Genomic DNA, 18949 nt, shown 5'->3' on the forward strand with positions numbered 1-18949 from the left:
GGTTGGTCGGGCCAAGTGCCCGGCCAATTCGGGCGCTATTCAGTTGACGGCAGGCGCATTCGGCGCAATCACCGTAGCCATGGGCGTGATGCCAGTGGCAGGAGGTTTCGGTGAAAAACAGCGCGGTGCTGGAACAACTGGAAAACTGGATTGCGGTTCGACCGGGCGACTTGCAGGCAATCCGTCGTCTGGTCACGCTTTTGGACATGTCAGGTGGCGCGCATCGCGGTTCCGGTGCGTTTGGACGGGCCCAGTCCAAGCTTACATCCATATTGCCCAAGGACTGGCAGCAGACGTTATTGGACCCGTCGAAATGCGCTTTGGCGTACAAAGGATGGCTGAACGTCCTAAAATCCGCGCGTATCAAGCACGCAGTACCGGTTGCTCAGGTGTTTTCGGGGCAGGTCCTGAAGGTTCAGGGCAAAGTTCCTTATTGTGACGCGCGGCTGAAGTTCTTTGCGGAAACCAAAGTAATCCCGGCGCTGTGCCACGGTTGTTACAAGGTGCAGATTTTGCCCGAAACGCTGGAGAAGATGATCCAGGCCTATCTGGTGCTGCTGAACCTTGATCTTCCGGGCGACAACACCAGAAAATGCATGATCGAACTGCGCGACGGGATCAAATACCCGTATAAGGGCTACATCTATTGCAACAGCGCGGATGAGGCCAAAGCCTGCCTTGCGGCCTTTGAGAGCAAGTTGGCAGAGTTTGGCATTTCAGGCCTTCATCTGAAGATTTCTCATGGCTGTTCGGAATACGGGCAAGAGTATCCAGCGTTCCGGTATTCTGAGCACGCGGAGCAGGCCGAATTTGAAACGCCGAAAGATTGGGCCGGTATCGAAGAGAAATACTTCAGAGACGTGAAGTTCCCCAAGCCGCAAATCAAAGCCCATACAAAGCCCTTTATCAGTTTGCGCGACGTATTCGTTTTGCGAACCTGGGCCAAATATGCCGAGTTGATTGGGGATGAAACGGCAGGCGCCTATGTTGCTCAGGGCGGCCCTGATTTGCCAGCTCAGTTCGTGAAACGGGTCAAGGCGCAAGCATCGAAACGGAACGCCGAACTGACAGAGCTTGCCGCGATGTCCCAAGGGGCGGCGGACTGAGTCAAAAGACAAAATAGCCGTCTGATACAGCGCTTTTCTTCTATTTTCGGGAAATTTGGTGCCCAGGAGAGGACTCGAACCTCCACGTCCATACGGACACTAGCACCTGAAGCTAGCGCGTCTACCAATTCCGCCACCTGGGCAGGTGTCGTGGAGGGGCGTTTAAGCCTACTGGCGGTGGGCGTCAACCAGATTCGGGAAGTTTTTTGAAAGTTTTTTGACTGACGTCCGAGGTCAGCGGAACGGGGCCTGGATTTCCGAAATGCGCGGCGTTATTGCGCCTTGTTTGCTTGGGCTTTGAGGGGTAGATCGTGTAAGACCCATCAGCAGGAGCCCTCGCATGTCCAAACTGGTCACGATTTATGGCGGATCCGGATTTGTTGGCCGATACGTCGCCCGGCGTATGGCAGGTGAAGGGTGGCGCGTTCGGGTGGCCGTGCGGCGACCGAACGAGGCCATGTTCGTCAAGACTTATGGTGTTGTAGGCCAGGTTGAGCCCATTCTTTGTAATATTCGCGATGACGCCTCGGTTGCGCTGGCGATGCAGGGCGCTGATGCCGTGGTCAACTGCGTGGGTGTGCTGAACGAACTGGGCAAGAATGAGTTCGGCGCAGTGCAGGCCGAAGGCGCCGAGCGCATTGCGCGGCTGGCAGCCCAGCAGGGAATTGCACAGATGGTGCATATCTCTGCGATCGGTGCGGATGCCGCCTCGGACAGCCAATATTCTCGCACCAAGGCGCAGGGCGAAGCTGGGGTTCTGGAACATATGCCGGGCGCGGTCATCCTGCGCCCTTCGGTCATATTCGGCACCGAAGACCAGTTCTTCAACCGCTTTGCCGGTATGACCCGGATCAACCCGTTCCTGCCTTTGGTGGGCGCTGAGACCAAATTCCAACCCGTTTTCGTGGACGACGTGGCCCAAGCCGCCGTGAAAGGTGTGCTGGGGCAGGCACCGGCTGGCGTTTACGAGCTGGGCGGGCCAGAGGTAAAGACCTTCCGGGCGTTGATGCGGCAAATGCTCGACGTGATTCACCGCCGTCGGGTCATTATTGGCATGCCGTTCTGGGTGGCGCGGATCATGGCCGGCGTTCTGGATATCGTGAAATTCGTGAGTTTCCAGCTTTTTCCCAACAACATACTGACCCGTGATCAGCTTAAGAACCTGCGGCGCGACAATGTTGTGTCGGACGGTGCGATGGGATTTGCCGATCTGGGGATTGAGCCGTCGACTTTGGAATCGGTATTGCCCGAGTATCTGTGGAAATTCCGCCCCTCGGGTCAGTATGACGACATTCAGAATTCGGCGAAGAACCTGAAGATCTGATCAGCTATAGGCGATGATCAGCAGCGCTGCGCCTAAAATGACCCGGTAGATCACGTAGGGCGTGAAGCTGACGCTTCGCAACAGGCGCATCATCAGGGTCAGGGCCAGCAGCGCCGCTATGAAGGAAAAGAAGGCAGCGATGGCCCCGTCAATGGCCAGTTGCGCATCTGCCTCGCGGATCACATCGACCGACAGCAAGATCCCCGAGGCCAGAATTGTCGGGATCGACATCAACATGGCGATCCGAGCGCCGTCCTCTCTGGTATAGCCCAAATGCCGTGCGCCCGTGATGGTAATCCCTGACCGCGACGTGCCCGGTATCAGCGCCAATGCTTGCCAAAGGCCCATGATTGCCGCGTCTTTGATGCCCCAGTCACCAGCCTTTTTCGTTTGCGGCCCTTTCTGATCCATCCAATAGAGCAACAGACCAAATCCCAGCATCGTCCAGCCGATCACTGCCATCGAGCGCAGCGATTGGCTGAGACCGGTCTTGAACAGGATGGCACCGACGATGATTGTGGGAATCGTCGCAATGATAAGTCCCATGGCAAGTCGCGCTTCGGCGGAATCGATGCGTCCGGTCAGGGCGCGCGGCAGGCCGGAGACCGCCTTCTTAACCTCGGACCAAAAATACAGAACGACGGCGCCCAATGTGCCAACATGGACTGCGACGTCGATGGCAAGGCCCTGATCTTCGAATCCGGTCAGGCTGGGCAAAAGGATCAGGTGACCTGAGGACGAGATCGGCAGGAATTCAGTGATACCCTGAATTATTGCCGTGAGAATCAATTGAAAAAGGCTCATCTAATTGCCCGTGCCACCGTCACGTTTTTATTATGCTCACTGGGTATAAGCGTGATGCGAAAAAGAAAAGAACGCAATTAGGTCCGAATCGGAACTAAAAAGATGAAATTTTTTCATTCCGCGGCCCTCTAGCGACAAGAATTTTCAAATTAGGTCAGTATAATTGACTTTTCATCTGATCCTGTATCTCTTAAAGAAGCTCGACCAAGCCAATTCATGGAGTCTGACCCGTGGCCAAGCAACCGATGCTGAAATTTGTGCAAGTCGATCGCGCCATGCCCGAAAAGCGTGCTGCGGACACGCGCAAGGAAGACTTTGACGAAATCTATGCTGAATTTGCCGAGGCAAAGGCTGAAGAGCAGGCCAGCCGCTGCAGTCAGTGCGGTGTGCCTTATTGTCAGTCGCATTGCCCATTGCACAACAATATCCCCGACTGGCTGCGCTTGACCGCGACGGGGCGGCTGGAAGAGGCTTATCAGACCAGTCAGGCCACCAACACCTTCCCCGAAATCTGTGGCCGCATCTGCCCACAGGACCGTCTGTGCGAAGGCAATTGCGTGATCGAACAGTCCGGCCACGGCACCGTGACCATTGGCACGATCGAGAAATACATCACCGACACCGCCTGGGACAAAGGGTGGGTGAAACCCGTTGTGCCGGGTGCAGAGCGCAGCGAAAGCGTGGGCATCATCGGCGCAGGCCCCGGTGGTCTGGCTGCGGCTGACATGCTGCGCCGGGCGGGTATTCAAGTTACCGTTTATGACCGCTACGACCGCGCGGGCGGTCTGCTGATGTACGGTATTCCGGGCTTCAAACTGGAAAAAGACATTGTGCAGCGCCGCAATGATTTGCTGGCTGATGGCGGCGTGACGTTCGAACTGAATTGTGACGTCGACGCCACGAAATTCGAAGAAATTCGTGGCAAGCATGACGCCGTGATCATCGCAACCGGTGTTTATAAATCGCGTGACCTGACCATGCCGGGCAGCGGTCTGGCCGGGATTGAAAAGGCGATCGACTTCCTGACTGCCTCGAACCGCAAAAGCTTTGGCGACGATGTGGAAGATTTCGACAATGGACGTCTGAACGCAGCCGGTAAAAAGGTCGTCGTGATCGGCGGCGGGGATACCGCCATGGATTGCGTGCGCACCTCGATCCGTCAGGGCGCGACCTCGGTCAAATGCCTGTATCGCCGCGACCGCGCGAATATGCCCGGCTCGCAGCGCGAAACCCAAAACGCCGAGGAAGAAGGCGTGGTGTTTGAATGGCTCAGCGCGCCCAAGGGCTTTACCGGGGATGACAAGGTGCAGGGCGTGATGGTGCAGAAGATGCGTCTGGGTCAGCCCGACGCCACCGGCCGTCAGGCGCCCGAGGTGATCGAAGGCGCGGATTATGTCGAAGATGCCGATCTGGTGATCAAGGCGCTGGGATTTGAACCCGAAGACCTGCCCACCCTGTTTGGTCAGCCCGACCTTCCCGTGACCCGCTGGGGCACCGTCAAAGCCGCGTTCCAGACCGGCGAGACAGAGATGGACGGCGTTTATGCCATTGGCGACATCGTGCGCGGGGCCTCTCTGGTCGTGTGGGCGATCCGGGATGGCCGCGATTGTGCTGATGCGATCATCGAGCGGTTCAACGCCAAGGCAGCGGTCGCAGCCGAATAACGCCAGCCAGCAGGAGCGTCGGAATGTCCGAATTGCAAGGCCAATGCATGTGTGGCGCGGTCACCGTGACCGTGACCCCGGCGCAGGATGCGCTGGGCGCGTGTCATTGCGATCAATGCCGCCGCTGGACCAGTTCAATGCTGGTGACCTTTCAGGCCGAAGAAGGCTATGCCGCGCTTGGGCCAGTGAAAACCTTCACCTCGTCCGACTGGGCTGAACGCGCCTTTTGTGCCGACTGTGGCTCGGCGCTTTGGTACCGGATCACTCTGCCGGGCGAGATGCACGGACATACACAAATGGCGGCTGGCCTGTTTGAAAACGCCGCAGGCAGCCCGCTGAAACTAGAACTTTATATCGACAAAAAGCCCGATGGGTACGCGTTCGAAGGTGAGCGCCGGCAGATGACCAAAGCCGAGGTCGAAGCCATGTACGCCCAACCGGAAGAAGGAGACAGCCAATGACCAAATACGATGCCGATTGGGTGCGCGCCGAAGAAGCCAAACGTCAGTGGATGGCGGAAAACGGTCTCTATTCCGAGGAAGAAGAGCATTCTTCCTGCGGTGTGGGCCTTGTTGTGTCCGTTGACGGCAAGCCCTCGCGCAAGGTTGTTGATGCGGGGATTGATGCGCTCAAGGCGATCTGGCACCGCGGTGCCGTGGATGCAGATGGCAAGACCGGCGATGGCGCGGGTATCCATGTGCAGATCCCGGTTTCCTTCTTCTATGACCAGATCCGTCGCACCGGGCATGAACCCAATCTGGATGAGCTGATCGCGGTTGGTCAGGTCTTCCTGCCCCGTACCGATTTCGGCGCGCAGGAAAGCTGCCGGACCATCGTGGAAACCGAAGTTCTGCGCATGGGATATTACATCTATGGCTGGCGTCACGTGCCGGTCGATGTGACCTGTCTGGGTGACAAGGCCAACGCGACCCGGCCCGAGATCGAGCAGATCCTGATTTCAAACTCCAAAGGCGTGGACGAAGAAACCTTTGAGCGTGAGCTTTATGTCATCCGCCGCCGCATCGAAAAAGCGGCTGCCGCTGCGGGGATTTCCGGCCTGTATCTGGCGTCGCTGTCCTGCCGGTCGATCATCTACAAGGGCATGATGCTGGCCGAACAGGTGGCGGTTTTCTACCCTGACCTGATGGATGAACGGTTCGAGTCCGCCTTCGCGATCTATCACCAGCGCTATTCGACCAACACCTTCCCGCAATGGTGGCTGGCGCAGCCCTTCCGCATGTTGGCCCATAACGGCGAGATCAACACGCTGAAAGGCAACGTCAACTGGATGAAAAGCCATGAGATCCGCATGGCGTCCGGAACCTTTGGTGATTACGCCGAAGACATCAAACCGATCATCGCAGGTGGTTCGTCGGATTCCGCCGCATTAGACTCGGTTTTTGAGGTTCTGGTGCGTGCGGGTCGGTCGGCTCCTATGGCGAAAACCATGCTGGTGCCGGAAAGCTGGTCCAAACAGGCCGTGGAACTGCCGCAGGCGTGGCGCGACATGTACTCCTACTGCAACTCGGTGATGGAGCCGTGGGACGGCCCCGCAGCGCTGGCCATGACCGACGGTCGCTGGGTCTGCGCCGGTCTCGACCGAAATGGTCTGCGCCCCATGCGCTATGTGGTGACGGGCGATGGTCTGGTCATCGCCGGGTCCGAGGCCGGGATGGTGCCGATTGATGAGGCATCGGTGACGGAAAAAGGCGCGTTGGGTCCGGGTCAGATGCTGGCCGTGGACATGAAGCGCGGCAAGCTCTACCGCGACACGCAGATCAAGGACAAACTGGCGCGTGCCCTGCCGTTTGGAGAGTGGGTCGGCAAGATCAACGATCTGGATGAATCACTGGCAGGCGTGACCGAAACCGCGAAATTCAGCGGTGAGGAACTGCGCAAGCGTCAGATCGCAGCCGGATATTCGGTTGAGGAACTGGAACAAATCCTTGCGCCGATGGCCGAGGATGGCAAGGAATCCATCGCCTCGATGGGTGATGACACCCCGTCGGCAGTTCTGTCCAAGCAATACCGCCCGCTCAGCCATTTCTTCCGCCAGAACTTTAGCCAGGTGACCAACCCGCCGATCGACAGCCTGCGCGAATACCGTGTGATGTCGCTGAAGACCCGGTTCGGAAACCTGAAAAACGTGCTGGACGAAGACAGCAGCCAGACCGAGATCATCACCCTGGGCAGCCCCTTTGTCGGCAACGCCCAGTGGGAGAAACTGGTCGAGACCTTCAACTCGCCTCTCGCCGAAATCGACTGTAGCTTTGAGCCCGGTCGCGGTGCCCTGAACGCGGCATTGGCCCGCATCAGAGCCGAAGCAGAAGAGGCCGTGCGTTCGGGCGCTGGCCATCTGGTGTTGTCCGATATGAACTCGGGCGAGGGTCGCGTGGCGATGCCGATGATTCTGGCAACCAGCGCTGTTCATTCGCACCTGACCCGTCAGGGCTTGCGGACATTCTGTTCGCTGAACGTGCGTTCGGCTGAATGTGTCGATCCGCATTACTTTGCCGTACTGATCGGCTGCGGTGCGACCGTCGTAAACGCCTATCTTGCCGAGGATTCGCTGGCCGACCGCATTGATCGCGGCCTGCTGGACGGCACGTTGACGGAAAACGTCGCGCGCTATCGCGAGGCAATCGACCAAGGTCTGCTCAAGATCATGGCCAAGATGGGGATTTCGGTGATTTCGTCCTATCGCGGTGGTCTGAACTTTGAGGCCGTGGGCCTTAGCCGCGCGATGGTGGCCGAGTATTTCCCCGGCATGACCAGCCGGATTTCCGGCATCGGGGTGACCGGTATTCAGGCCAAGGCCGAGGAAATCCACGCCAAGGGCTGGGATAGTGGTTTGGATGTTCTGCCCATCGGTGGTTTCTACAAGGCGCGGAAATCGGGTGAGACCCACGCGTGGGAAGCAACCTCGATGCATATGATGCAGATGGCCTGTGATCGTGCGTCCTATGAATTGTGGAAACAGTATTCGGCCAAGATGCAGTCGAACCCTCCGATCCACCTGCGCGACCTGATGGACTTCAAACCGCTGGGCAATCCGGTGCCGATTGAAGAGGTCGAATCGATCACCTCGATCCGCAAACGCTTTGTCACGCCGGGCATGTCGCTGGGCGCATTGTCGCCCGAGGCGCACAAGACGCTGAACGTGGCTATGAACCGGATCGGTGCCAAGTCTGACTCGGGTGAAGGTGGCGAAGACCCGGCGCATTTCGTGCCGGAACCCAATGGTGACAATCCCTCGGCCAAAATCAAACAGGTGGCCTCGGGCCGTTTCGGAGTAACTGCCGAGTACCTGAACCAATGTGAAGAGCTTGAGATCAAGGTCGCTCAGGGTGCGAAACCTGGTGAGGGTGGGCAATTGCCGGGCATGAAGGTCACCGACCTGATTGCGCGCCTGCGGCACTCGACCAAAGGTGTAACGCTGATCTCACCGCCGCCGCACCACGATATCTACTCGATCGAGGATCTGGCGCAGCTGATCTATGACCTGAAACAGATCAACCCGCGCTGTAAGGTGACGGTGAAACTGGTCGCGTCCTCGGGCGTTGGCACAATTGCGGCGGGTGTGGCCAAGGCGAAAGCGGATATTATCCTTATTTCGGGTCACAATGGCGGCACGGGCGCTTCGCCCGCGACCTCGATCAAATATGCCGGTCTTCCGTGGGAGATGGGCCTGACCGAGGCGCATCAGGTTCTGGCGATGAACAACCTGCGCGACCGCGTGACCCTGCGGACCGATGGAGGTCTGCGCACCGGGCGCGATATCGTGATGGCCGCGATGATGGGGGCCGAGGAATACGGTATCGGCACTGCCGCCCTGATCGCGATGGGCTGTATCATGGTGCGCCAGTGCCAGTCGAACACCTGCCCGGTTGGTGTGTGTACGCAGGACGAATCCCTGCGCGCCAAGTTTACCGGCAATGCGGACAAGGTCGTCAACCTGATCACCTTTTATGCGCAGGAAGTGCGCGAGTTGCTGGCCAGCCTTGGCGCGCGCTCGATTGACGAAATCATCGGACGGGCCGATCTGCTGGCGCAGGTCAGCCGGGGGTCTGCGCATCTGGACGATCTGGACCTGAACCCGCTGCTGATCACCGTCGATGGTGCGCATGACATTGTCTATAACCGCGACAAGGATCGCAATGTGGTGCCGGATACGCTGGACGCCGAGATCGTGCGCGATGCGGCGCGGTTCCTGAAAGACGGCGAGAAGATGCAGCTGTCCTACGCGATTCAGAACACGCACCGGACGGTTGGTACTCGGGTGTCCAGCCATATCGTGCAGAATTTCGGGATGCGGAACACGTTCCAGGACGACCACCTGCATGTGAAACTGCAGGGCTCGGCCGGTCAGTCGCTGGGCGCCTTTGCCGCGCCGGGGCTCAAGCTGGAAGTGTCGGGCGATGCCAACGACTATGTCGGCAAGGGTCTGTCAGGCGGTACAATCGTCGTGCGCCCGCCGCAGGTCAGCCCGCTGAAGGCGGATGACAACACCATCATTGGCAACACCGTTCTGTACGGGGCCACTGACGGCCACCTGTTCGCGGCAGGCCGCGCGGGTGAGCGGTTTGCGGTTCGGAACTCGGGCGCGAAAGTGGTGATCGAGGGCTGCGGCTCGAACGGGTGTGAGTACATGACCGGCGGTATTGCGGTGATCCTCGGGGATATCGGGGCCAACTTTGGCGCGGGTATGACGGGCGGTATGGCTTATTTGTATGATCCCGAAGGCAAGGCGCAGGCGTTGATGAACATGGAAACGCTGGTGACCTGCCCGGTCACTGTGGACCATTGGGAAGACCAGTTGAAAACGCTGATCGAGACCCATCAGGCCGAAACGCACAGCCGCAAGGCCGCTGACATTCTGCAACATTGGGATGTAGAGAAATCCAACTTCCTGCAGGTCTGCCCGAAAGAGATGCTGAACAAGCTCAGCCATCCTTTGACCAATGAGGTCGCAGCGGTCCCCGCAGAATAACCTGCCAGAGCAATCAGATAATGCCCGCGCGCCACACCGGTGCGCGGGTTTTCTTATGCCTGCATCCCGCCAACCGTTTCAAACCGGGATCACTCGTCGTATAGCTGGGGCATGGCAAAGAAAGCAGTCCGCAAGACAAGCGGTAAGAAAAAGAAGGCGTCAAAGGCCAAAACGCCGATGCTGAAGCAGATTCGCCGCGGGATTTTGCGCGGCGCTTTGGGCTGTGTGCTATTTTTGGTTGCGCTGATCGCTTTGTATTCGGTGGTGAACCCGCCGGTAACCCACACGATCTGGTCCGAATGGCGCAGGCTGGGCAAGGTTGAACGCGATTGGGTGCCGATCGAAGAGATCTCGCCCATCATGGCGCGGTCGGTGGTGGCAGCCGAGGATGCGAATTTCTGCCTGCATTGGGGGTTTGACGTCGAAGCGATCCGCGACGCGCTGGAAGACGGGGGATCACGCGGGGCATCGACCCTGTCTCAGCAGGTGGTCAAGAACGTATTCCTGTGGCAGGGGCGCAGTTGGGTGCGCAAGGCGCTGGAGACTACGATCACGCCGGTGGTCGAAATTTTCTGGAGCAAGCAGCGTATCCTCGAGGTCTATCTGAATGTGGCCGAGACCGGGAACGGGGTTTTCGGGGTCGAAGCCGCCGCCCAACGCAATTTCAACATTCCGGCGTCAAAACTGTCCTCGGTGCAGGCGGCGCGGATTGCGGCGATCCTGCCGTCGCCGCGCAATCGGTCGGTGACCGATCCGTCGGTTCGGACCCGTAGGCGGGCGGCGGCGATCCTGGATGGGGCGGCCACCATCCGCGCAGATGGTCGCGCGGATTGTTTCGAGGATTGAAAAACAAACCCTCTCGGGGCTAAAGCTGAGAGGTGATCACTGGTTCGATTGGAAGCTCATGGCGCGTCTGTTTCACGTTCCCCTGTCCCCCTACTGCCGCAAGGTTCGCCTGTCTCTGGCTGAGAAGAAGATCGAGGTTGAGCTGGTGGAAGAAAGGTATTGGGAAAAAGACCCTGATTTTCTGCGCCGTAATCCGGCGGGAAAAGTTCCGGTTTTGCGGTTGGATGGAAAGATCATGTCCGAGAGCACAGCCATCTGCGAATATATCGAAGAGACCCGCCCGGAACCCGCGCTTTTGCCAAAAACACCAGAAGACAGGTACGAAGTTCGGCGTCTGGTGGCGTGGTTTGATGACAAGTTTCACCAGGAGGTCACCTCGAAACTCTTGTATGAGCGGGTGAACAAGAAGGTCACCGGCGAGGGCTATCCGGACAGCAAGAACGTCAAGGAAGGTGCCAAGGCGATCAAGTACCATCTGGATTACATGGCCTGGCTGTTGGATCATCGCCGCTGGCTGGCCGGGGATCAGATGACGCTGGCAGATTTTGCAGCGGCTGCGCATTTGTCAGCGCTGGATTATATCTCGGACGTGGACTGGAACCGGTCGGCGGCGGTGAAGGATTGGTATGCCAAGATCAAGTCGCGCCCTGCGTTCCGGTCGATTCTGGCGGATCAGGTGCCGGGCTTTCGGCCGCCGCCTCATTACGCTGATCTGGATTTCTGATAGGGTAGAAGGGGGGCTGTCTGCCCCCCATCGCGCCGGGGCGCGATTCCCCCCGAGGATATTTTTGGCCAGATGAAGAGCGGATCGGGTTTGAAGGACAGGTTGGTGGCGCAGGCCCTGAGTGAGGGGTTTGTATCCTGTCGCATCTGCCGCCCGTGGGATGTACCCGAGGTGCCAGCTCGGTTGCAGGCGTTTTTGGATGCCGGGTATCATGGTCAGATGGGGTGGATGGCCGAGCGGACCCATTGGCGCGGTGATCCGGCGGCTTTGTGGCCTGAGGCGCGGTCGGTGATTATGCTTGCCGAGAGCTATACGCCCGAACATGATCCAACCGAGGTTTTGCAGCACGCGGAACGCGGGGCGATTTCGGTTTATGCGCAGAACAAAGACTATCATGATCTGGTCAAAAAACGCCTTAAACGGCTGGCGCGGTGGGTGATTGCCGAAGGTGGCGGCGAGGTGAAGGTGTTTGTTGATACCGCACCCGTACCAGAAAAGGCACTGGGCCATGCGGCAGGGTTGGGGTGGCAGGGCAAACACACCAATCTGGTTAGTCGCGATTGGGGGAATTGGGCCTTCATAGGGTCTGTTTTTACGACTTTGGACCTGCCTGCGGATATGGCCGAGGTGGATCATTGCGGATCATGTCGGGCTTGTCTGGATGTGTGTCCGACGAATGCTTTTCCAGCGCCCTACCAGTTGGATGCGCGGCGTTGCATTTCTTATCTGACCATCGAACACAAGGGTCCAGTTGATGAAGAGCTACGCGGGAAAATGGGAAACCGGATATATGGCTGCGATGATTGTCTGGCTGAATGTCCCTGGAACAAATTTGCCGTCGCCGCAAGTGATCTGAGATATGCGGCGCGCCCCGAGTTGAAGGCTCCGCCCTTGGCGGAATTGGCCTGTTTGGATGACAGGGCGTTTCGCCAAAAATTCTCAGGCTCGCCCATCAAGCGGATCGGGCGCGATCGTTTTGTGCGAAATGTTCTTTATGCGATCGGGAATTCCGGGCTGCCGGATCTCAGGCCGGTCGCGGCGCGACTGGTCGACGATCCCGATCCGACAGTCGCTGATGCCGCGCGCTGGGCGGTGAAACAACTGGATTGAGTGCCGCAAATGAGGTGGACGTGTCGCTGTGAACCGCTACACCGATTTTCAGCGAACAGTGAGGAGGTCCCGATGGCGTTGGCTTTGGGGGTGGATACAGGCGGAACCTATACGGACGCAGTCCTTATTCGGGACGAAAAGGATGTAATCGCCTCGGCCAAATCTCTGACCACACGGGCGGATTTGGCTATCGGTGTGGGTAAAGCGATTTCGGCGGTGTTGGAGCAGGCTCAGGTCTCGCCGGGTCAGATCTCGATGGCGTCACTGTCGACGACACTGGCTACCAATGCCCTTGTCGAAGGGCAGGGTGGGCGCGTGGCACTGGTTTATATCGGGTTCAAACAGGCGGATCTGGACAGGCACGGGCTGAAGGATGCTTTGAAAGGTGATCCGGCCGTTGTGTTAAGCGGGGGTCACACGCATGCAGGCGCTGAGGCGGCCCCGTTGGATACCGAGGCGCTTTTGTCCTTTTTAGACTCGCAAACGGGCGTGTCGGGGTTTGCAGTGGCGGCGCAGTTTGCGACGCGTAATCCGGCGCATGAGCTTGAGGCCGCCCGGATCATTGCGGAAAAGACAGGCGCGCCGGTTACGTGTTCGCATCATCTGTCTGCCAAGCTGAATGGCCCAAAACGCGCCGTGACCGCCGTGTTGAATGCCCGGCTGATTGGAATGATCGACCGGTTGATCGGGCGCGCGCAGGATCAACTGCTGGACCTTGGTATTTCGGCGCCGATGATGGTTGTGCGCGGTGATGGCGCGTTGATGAGCGCGGAACAGGCCCGGGACAGACCGATCGAAACCATTCTGAGCGGGCCTGCTGCGTCGATTGTAGGGGCGAGCTGGCTGACCGGGGCCGAAAATGCGTTGGTCTCGGATATCGGGGGGACGACCACGGATATTGCCTTGATCCGGGACGGCAAGCCGGCGATTGACCCGGCTGGCGCGCAGGTGGGTGGCTTTCGCACAATGGTCGAGGCCGTGGCCATGCGGACGCATGGGCTGGGCGGTGACAGTCAGGTGCATGTAAAGACCGAAGGCTTGGCAGGCGGCGTATTCCTTGGGCCGCGGCGGGTTTTGCCTGTCTCGCTGATTGCGGCAGAGCATCCCGAAATTGTTCATCCGGTACTTGATGCACAACTGCGCGCAACAACGGTGGGTGAGCATGACACGCGCTTTGCGCGTCGCGTTCCGGGCCTTCCTGCGGAAGGTCTTGGGCCACGGGAAGACGCGTTGTTGGAAAGGCTCGGGGATCGGGTTCTGCCATTGTCGGACTTGCTGAAAACCCGCATGGAGAGCGGCGCGCTGGCGCGGCTGGTGGATCGCGGAATTGTTCAGGTCAGTGGCGTCACCCCGTCTGATGCGTCCCATGTGCTTGGGCGACTGACCTCGTGGGACAGTGAAGCCGCGCGAAAGGCGCTGGAGCTGGTGGCGCGCAAGCGTGTTGGTACCGGGGATGTTCTGGCCGCAACACCCGAAGCATTGGCCGAGATGATCGTTAGCCAGTTGACCGAGCAAACTGCTCTGACCTTGTTAGAGACTGCTTTTGCGGAAGAAGCTGAGGATTTTGGGCTGTCCGCAGCAGATCTGGCCCGCCATGTTCTGACGCAAAAAGGGTTGGATCGGCACCGCGGTTTGCTGGCGCTGGATGCTGCCCTGAATGTGGATGTGATCGGTCTTGGGGCGTCGGCGCCCAGTTACTACCCAGCAGTGGGTGAGCGGCTGCATTGCAAAATGATCCTGCCCGAGCATACAGGCGTGGCCAATGCGATCGGGGCTGTTGTGGGTCGTTTGACCTTGCGCAGGTCGGGGACCGTAACGTCACCGTCAGTGGGGCGCTATAGGGTGCATCTTGAGAGCGGGCCGCAGGATTTCGCGGAATCTGAAGAGGCATTGAAGGTTTTGCAGACAGCCCTGAAAGACGAGGCTGAAAGCGAAATACGTCAGGCGGGTGCCGAAGATATTCGGGTGATCGTGGATCGCGATATCCGGACCGCCCGAATTGAAGCGCAGGATGTTTTTGTCGAAGCGACCGTAACCGTCGAGGCCAGCGGCCGCCCAAGGGTGGCGTCAGGTTAGCCCCAGGCTAGGGCCAACCATTATTCGGCCGCGTCGCGCTTGGGCAGAACCCAGTCGGGGCGCGGGAAATGGCAGGTATAGCCGTTCGGGATACGCTCAAGATAGTTCTGATGCTCCGGCTCGGCGTCCCAGAAATCACCAACCGGCTCGACTTCGGTAACGACCTTGCCGGGCCAGATGCCACTGGCATTCACGTCGGCAATCGTGTCCAGAGCGACCTGTTTCTGGGCATCGTCCACATAATAGATGGCGGACCGGTAACTCATCCCGCGGTCATTGCCCTGACGGTTTACCGTAGTCGGATCGTGGATCTGAAAAAAGAACTCCAACAGGTCGCGATAGGTGATCTGCGTGGGGTCAAAGTAGATCTCGATCCCTTCGGCATGGGTTCCATGATTGCGATAGGTGGCGTTTGGTACGTCACCGCCGGTGTAACCGACGCGGGTGCGCGATACGCCGGGCAGTTTGCGGATCAGGTCCTGCATGCCCCAAAAGCAGCCACCTGCAAGAACAGCGCGTTGTTCGGTCATTGGATATCCTCCACATGGATCAGGTATTCGCCATAGCCTTCATCCTCCATGTCATCGCGATGGATAAACCGCAAGGAGGCCGAGTTGATGCAATACCGCAGCCCGCCATGTTCGCGCGGGCCGTCTGGGAACACGTGCCCCAGGTGACTGTCCCCGTGTTTCGATCGGACCTCGGTCCGGATCATGCCCAATGTGCGGTCGGTGAACTCTTCCACATGTTCGTGCACGATGGGCTTGGTGAAGCTGGGCCAGCCGCAACCGGATTCATATTTATGGGTCGAGGCAAACAGCGGCTCGCCGGAAACGATGTCGACATAAATCCCCGGTTCCTTGTTGTTCAGCAGCTTGCCGGTTCCAGGGCGTTCCGTCCCGCTATTTTGCGTGACATGATATTCCTCGGGTGACAGGGCAGCGATCGCCTCGGGGTCTTTGGTGTATCGGGTCATGGCTCCTCGGGACGTGTAGAAACTGGTGCGACCTAATAAATGCGGTTTGAACGGCGAAAGCAAAGGGGGTTTTGCCTTGCTCGCGCAGATGTGCGGGTATCAGCCGGGTTTCGGCGCAGGCTGTCGGGAAAGCTGAACGGCCAGAATGCCCAACGTGGTTACGCCAACGCCAACCGCATCCAGTGGTCCCAGCTTCTCACCAAGTAAGATCGCGGCGATGGTCACGCCAAAGACGGGGTTGAGAAAGTGGAACGTAGCAGCGCGTGTTGCCCCGATCCTGTCCAGCAATAGGAACCAGATAAAGGTCGCCAGCAGGCCGGGAAACAGGGTTGTATAGGTAAAGGCCAGCACCAGAGGAACTGTTAGGTGGATATAGATGGTTTCAAACAGCGGCGCGGCGGCAAACAGAACAGCGGACCCCACCAGCATTTGCAGGCCAACTACCATCATGAAATTCCCGCCCGAGGTTGCCCCGCGGACCGCGAGTGTTGCGAAGGTCAGCGCCAGCGCGCCGACCCCGCAAAGCATCACGCCGAACATATCGACCCCGGCGCTGATGCGGCTGCTCATGATCAACGCGACACCGGCGAACCCGGCAAACAGACCAAGCACGCCCATTGGACGCAACCTGTCGCCCAGAAACAGCCAACTGGCCAGCGCCACCAGAAGGGGCATGGTCGAAGCAATAATTGCGGCAACCGAGGCTTCGACAGTCTGCATGGCATAGAAGTTCAGACCCAAATAAAGGGCATTCTGGCAAATTCCGAACAGGATGGTTGCGTACCATTGCGATCGGGTCAGCCGCCAGCTTTGACCCATGGCCCGCGCGATCGCGACCCCGATCAGCCCCGAAATCAGAAAGCGAAGCGCCAGCGAAAATAGCGGTGACGCGTCCATGACGATGATCCGCGCCGACGTGAAGGCTGACGACCAAATCAGTGCAAATGTCAGCCCCATAGCCATGGCGCGCAGATCCATCGCCGCTCTCCTTCCGGGATTTTCGCGCACTGTTCCTGAATTCCGCGTCGGCTGCAAGAACCGCCGCCTTTTGCGTCAAATAAGACACATCGTTCGTACTGGTTTCCCTTGTGCGGTGTTTTTGTTGATTGACTGGCCAATTAAAGATAGCTGCGACGCTATCTGACACATCATGGGAGGTTTGTTGGTGCTTTTGGAATACATTCTGTCATTCGGCGTCCTGCTGGCATTGGGTCTGGTCGCGTTCTTCGTGGTGAAGTGGTGGAATCTGCGCATTGTCGGCGTCACGCCGGTTCATCTGTTCACCTTTATCGCGATCCTGTTCACATCCGGTCTGGATGTCGGCCTGATCATGTTCCCGCTGACCGAGTTCGGTGGCTATGCCGAAGATCCTGCCTATGCTTTTGCGAACCCATTGGCGATTGAGTTCGGGTTCTGGGGCTTTCTGATCTGGGCGTTCTACTTCCTGACGGCGTTCTATTTCTGCGTGATCGAACCGCGCGTGAAGTTCTTTGAGATCCCGCTGGTCAAGTTGATCAACAACGTGGTGATCATCGGCACCTGCGCCTTCACTGCCAGCCTGTTCCTGATCTACCTGCCCGGCTACATCCCCGAGGTTGGTGACGGAGCAACTGTCATCCCGGCTTTCTACGCGATTGTTTTCGTGGTGATCCTGGCGGCGGCCTATTCCTCGACCGACCTGAAATACGTGCGTATTCTGTCGGTGGGCTCGACCTTCCTGTTCCTGGCGCTGATCCTGGGCATGTGGGCGGCGGCCGGCATGGGCATTGGTGGTTTTGTCGATACCAGCAGCAATATCGGCGCCTATTTTGCCAACATCCACAAATTCGTCCTGCCGCTGACCGACTATCACGCCTTCTACCTGTTCTGGTGGTTTGCATGGTCGATCATGATTGGCCAGTTCACCTCGCGCTTTGTGGGGGGTCTGACCACATGGCAGCTGCTGGCGGCGCTGCTGATCTTCCCGTCGATCCCGCTGGGTATCTGGTTCACCGTTCTCTACTACTACCACCTGAACGGCATCGACACCGCAGGTATCACCAACATTGCAATGGTGATCGTGGGCGTGACCTTCGTGATCAACTCGCTGGACTCGCTGATCCGTCTGTACACCGACAACCTGAACATGACAGTCGAGCGTCTGGGCAAACTGGTCTATATCGGCGGCAACGTGGCGCTGCTGTTCGGCCTGACCCTGCTGTTCCAGAGCCAGTGGCTGCAAATCCAGTGGATCGGAGCGGTGGTCGTGGGCCTGTATCTGGCCTGTGTGGTCTATATCCTGATTGCCAAACGGCGCGAGGTGCTGAGCATCGACGCCATGCCCGAGGACCGCGATCTGGACTTCCACAAGGTTGAGACGGTTCACTGATAAACCTTGTTAATAAAACAAAAAACGGGCACGTCGGTGCCCGTTTTTCTTTGTAGCGGCTTCTAGTCAGATAGTGTCTGCAACGAAGACAAAGCATCAATTCACTACGGCTGCGTAAATGGCTCCTCTAGTTAAGGGCCTCAAGAACGGTTGTCGGCAAGCCATGCGATATCGGCGCGAGCTGCATCTTCGCACTCTTCAATGCTGCCGTAGTAGCCGGACATTTTCGGACAAGTCCAATAGCCTCCGTCAGGGTGGTAAAGAAGTTCTTCGTTGCCAACTTCAAGCCAAGCATTTTCATAGTAACGGAACAGCTTTTCGTCAGGGCTCCCGCATATTTCCACGTTGCGTGCCCTGCAACTACTTTCAAGCTTCTTTTTTACGGTCCAAGTTTTCATGATACGAGGTTTAACACATCTCCTTCAGTCAAATTGCAATAAACTTAGAATTCATGTGCCTGGAAAAATGCTCTCGTGAGCGTGGTATCGGACATACCTGCACACCGCAGCATCGGTCGCTTTGGGCTCTAAGCAGACAAATAGGGAGAAAACAATAGGGTTCAAATGAAAAAGGGCCCCCAACCGGCGGCCCTTGATCATGTCGCAGTGAAAGCTGGGATCAGCCGTTCACGCTGTCCTTCAGTGCCTTCGCGATGGTCATCTTGACCACCTTGTCGGCCTCTTTCTTGAACTGCTCGCCGGTGGCGGGGTTGCGCACCATGCGCTCGGGGCGCTCGCGGCAGTAGATTTTGCCAACGCCGGGCAGGGTCACTGCGCCGCCGGCGGATACTTCGCGGGTGATCAGGCCGGTCATGGCCTCCAGCGCGGCATTCGCGGCTTTCTTGTCAGTCCCCATTTCCTCAGCGAGAGCAGCAACCAGCTGAGTCTTTGTCATAGGCTTTGCCATTTCTTGGTCTCCTTAACGTGCCCGATAAATAGGGCCTCACCGCGTAACTGTAACG

16 protein-coding genes and 1 tRNA gene are annotated in these 18949 nt (G+C 58.2%); 10 read left to right on the forward strand and 7 right to left on the reverse strand.

All coding sequences use genetic code 11. From position 1 onward, the window contains the following. Positions 1-110 precede the first annotated feature (110 nt). On the forward strand, positions 111-1106 hold the full coding sequence (locus tag ACR0MS_RS19515; RefSeq protein WP_480577662.1) for a hypothetical protein: 996 nt from the start codon (positions 111-113) through the stop codon (positions 1104-1106). 56 nt (positions 1107-1162) lie between these two features. On the opposite strand, the gene ACR0MS_RS19520 is transcribed toward ACR0MS_RS19515, so the two are convergent. After that, positions 1163-1249 (reverse strand) — tRNA-Leu (locus tag ACR0MS_RS19520). A 197-nt stretch (positions 1250-1446) separates the two neighbouring features. Between ACR0MS_RS19520 and ACR0MS_RS19525 the strand changes: the two genes are divergently transcribed. After that, positions 1447-2430, forward strand: a complete 984-nt coding sequence (locus ACR0MS_RS19525; RefSeq protein ID WP_480577659.1) for a complex I NDUFA9 subunit family protein — start codon at positions 1447-1449, stop codon at positions 2428-2430. Here ACR0MS_RS19525 and ACR0MS_RS19530 read toward each other — a convergent pair whose 3' ends face one another. Next, positions 2431-3234: an undecaprenyl-diphosphate phosphatase gene (locus ACR0MS_RS19530; protein ID WP_480577656.1), complete on the reverse strand. Its 804-nt coding sequence runs from the start codon at positions 3232-3234 to the stop codon at positions 2431-2433. 230 nt (positions 3235-3464) lie between these two features. On the opposite strand from ACR0MS_RS19530, the gene ACR0MS_RS19535 reads away from it, so the two are divergent. The 7 genes from ACR0MS_RS19535 to ACR0MS_RS19565 all read left to right on the forward strand — a co-directional run bounded on the left by ACR0MS_RS19535 (position 3465) and on the right by ACR0MS_RS19565 (position 14644). Further along, complete coding sequence (locus ACR0MS_RS19535) at positions 3465-4898, forward strand: NAD(P)-dependent oxidoreductase (RefSeq protein ID WP_480577653.1); 1434 nt, start codon at positions 3465-3467, stop codon at positions 4896-4898. Positions 4899-4921: 23 nt separating this feature from the next. Next, on the forward strand, positions 4922-5359 hold the full coding sequence (locus ACR0MS_RS19540; protein ID WP_480577650.1) for a GFA family protein: 438 nt from the start codon (positions 4922-4924) through the stop codon (positions 5357-5359). Then, on the forward strand, positions 5356-9888 hold the full coding sequence (gene gltB, locus ACR0MS_RS19545; RefSeq protein WP_480577647.1) for a glutamate synthase large subunit: 4533 nt from the start codon (positions 5356-5358) through the stop codon (positions 9886-9888). Before ACR0MS_RS19540 ends, gltB begins: the two co-directional genes overlap by 4 nt. Positions 9889-9999: 111 nt before the next feature. Beyond that, on the forward strand, positions 10000-10734 hold the full coding sequence (mtgA, locus tag ACR0MS_RS19550) for a monofunctional biosynthetic peptidoglycan transglycosylase (protein ID WP_480577644.1): 735 nt from the start codon (positions 10000-10002) through the stop codon (positions 10732-10734). 58 nt (positions 10735-10792) lie between these two features. Beyond that, a complete protein-coding gene (gene fzlA, locus ACR0MS_RS19555; protein ID WP_170386802.1) occupies positions 10793-11458 on the forward strand; it encodes an FtsZ-binding protein FzlA in 666 nt (221 codons plus the stop codon). A gap of 72 nt (positions 11459-11530) precedes the next feature. Then, a complete protein-coding gene (gene queG, locus ACR0MS_RS19560) occupies positions 11531-12568 on the forward strand; it encodes a tRNA epoxyqueuosine(34) reductase QueG (RefSeq protein ID WP_480577641.1) in 1038 nt (345 codons plus the stop codon). 72 nt (positions 12569-12640) lie between these two features. Next, positions 12641-14644, forward strand: coding sequence for a hydantoinase/oxoprolinase family protein (locus tag ACR0MS_RS19565; protein ID WP_480577638.1), 2004 nt, complete (start codon positions 12641-12643; stop codon positions 14642-14644). A 20-nt stretch (positions 14645-14664) separates the two neighbouring features. On the opposite strand, the gene msrA is transcribed toward ACR0MS_RS19565, so the two are convergent. From msrA to ACR0MS_RS19580, 3 genes are all read right to left on the reverse strand, one after another. Continuing rightward, on the reverse strand, positions 14665-15174 hold the full coding sequence (gene msrA, locus ACR0MS_RS19570) for a peptide-methionine (S)-S-oxide reductase MsrA (protein ID WP_480577635.1): 510 nt from the start codon (positions 15172-15174) through the stop codon (positions 14665-14667). Then, on the reverse strand, positions 15171-15620 hold the full coding sequence (gene msrB, locus ACR0MS_RS19575) for a peptide-methionine (R)-S-oxide reductase MsrB (protein ID WP_480577632.1): 450 nt from the start codon (positions 15618-15620) through the stop codon (positions 15171-15173). Before msrB ends, msrA begins: the two co-directional genes overlap by 4 nt. A 99-nt stretch (positions 15621-15719) precedes the next feature. Next, positions 15720-16598 (reverse strand): DMT family transporter, encoded by an 879-nt coding sequence (locus ACR0MS_RS19580; protein ID WP_480577629.1) that lies wholly within the window; start codon positions 16596-16598, stop codon positions 15720-15722. A 172-nt stretch (positions 16599-16770) separates the two neighbouring features. Here ACR0MS_RS19580 and ACR0MS_RS19585 point away from each other — a divergent pair, with 172 nt between their 5' ends. Next, positions 16771-17988: a BCCT family transporter gene (locus ACR0MS_RS19585; protein ID WP_480591295.1), complete on the forward strand. Its 1218-nt coding sequence runs from the start codon at positions 16771-16773 to the stop codon at positions 17986-17988. 140 nt (positions 17989-18128) lie between these two features. Here the strand turns inward: ACR0MS_RS19585 and ACR0MS_RS19590 are convergent, their stop codons facing one another. Together ACR0MS_RS19590 and ACR0MS_RS19595 are read right to left on the reverse strand one after the other, a co-directional pair. Beyond that, complete coding sequence (locus ACR0MS_RS19590; protein WP_480577626.1) at positions 18129-18386, reverse strand: hypothetical protein; 258 nt, start codon at positions 18384-18386, stop codon at positions 18129-18131. A 220-nt stretch (positions 18387-18606) separates the two neighbouring features. Continuing rightward, positions 18607-18894 carry an HU family DNA-binding protein gene (locus tag ACR0MS_RS19595; protein WP_039533371.1) on the reverse strand — a complete coding sequence of 96 codons (288 nt, stop codon included), beginning with the start codon at positions 18892-18894 and terminating at the stop codon, positions 18607-18609. Positions 18895-18949: the final 55 nt, after the last annotated feature.

Source organism: Ruegeria sp. CJ2, from assembly GCF_056536745.1.

Coding starts and splice junctions, on each gene's coding strand:
- ACR0MS_RS19525 (WP_480577659.1), top strand. CDS start 1,447: ATGTCCAAACTGGTCACGATTTATGGCGGATCCGGATTTGTTGGCCGA.
- ACR0MS_RS19530 (WP_480577656.1), bottom strand. CDS start 3,234: ATGAGCCTTTTTCAATTGATTCTCACGGCAATAATTCAGGGTATCACT.
- ACR0MS_RS19540 (WP_480577650.1), top strand. CDS start 4,922: ATGTCCGAATTGCAAGGCCAATGCATGTGTGGCGCGGTCACCGTGACC.
- gltB (WP_480577647.1), top strand. CDS start 5,356: ATGACCAAATACGATGCCGATTGGGTGCGCGCCGAAGAAGCCAAACGT.
- mtgA (WP_480577644.1), top strand. CDS start 10,000: ATGGCAAAGAAAGCAGTCCGCAAGACAAGCGGTAAGAAAAAGAAGGCG.
- fzlA (WP_170386802.1), top strand. CDS start 10,793: ATGGCGCGTCTGTTTCACGTTCCCCTGTCCCCCTACTGCCGCAAGGTT.
- queG (WP_480577641.1), top strand. CDS start 11,531: ATGAAGAGCGGATCGGGTTTGAAGGACAGGTTGGTGGCGCAGGCCCTG.
- ACR0MS_RS19565 (WP_480577638.1), top strand. CDS start 12,641: ATGGCGTTGGCTTTGGGGGTGGATACAGGCGGAACCTATACGGACGCA.
- msrA (WP_480577635.1), bottom strand. CDS start 15,174: ATGACCGAACAACGCGCTGTTCTTGCAGGTGGCTGCTTTTGGGGCATG.
- msrB (WP_480577632.1), bottom strand. CDS start 15,620: ATGACCCGATACACCAAAGACCCCGAGGCGATCGCTGCCCTGTCACCC.
- ACR0MS_RS19580 (WP_480577629.1), bottom strand. CDS start 16,598: ATGGATCTGCGCGCCATGGCTATGGGGCTGACATTTGCACTGATTTGG.
- ACR0MS_RS19585 (WP_480591295.1), top strand. CDS start 16,771: ATGGGAGGTTTGTTGGTGCTTTTGGAATACATTCTGTCATTCGGCGTC.
- ACR0MS_RS19590 (WP_480577626.1), bottom strand. CDS start 18,386: ATGAAAACTTGGACCGTAAAAAAGAAGCTTGAAAGTAGTTGCAGGGCA.
- ACR0MS_RS19595 (WP_039533371.1), bottom strand. CDS start 18,894: ATGGCAAAGCCTATGACAAAGACTCAGCTGGTTGCTGCTCTCGCTGAG.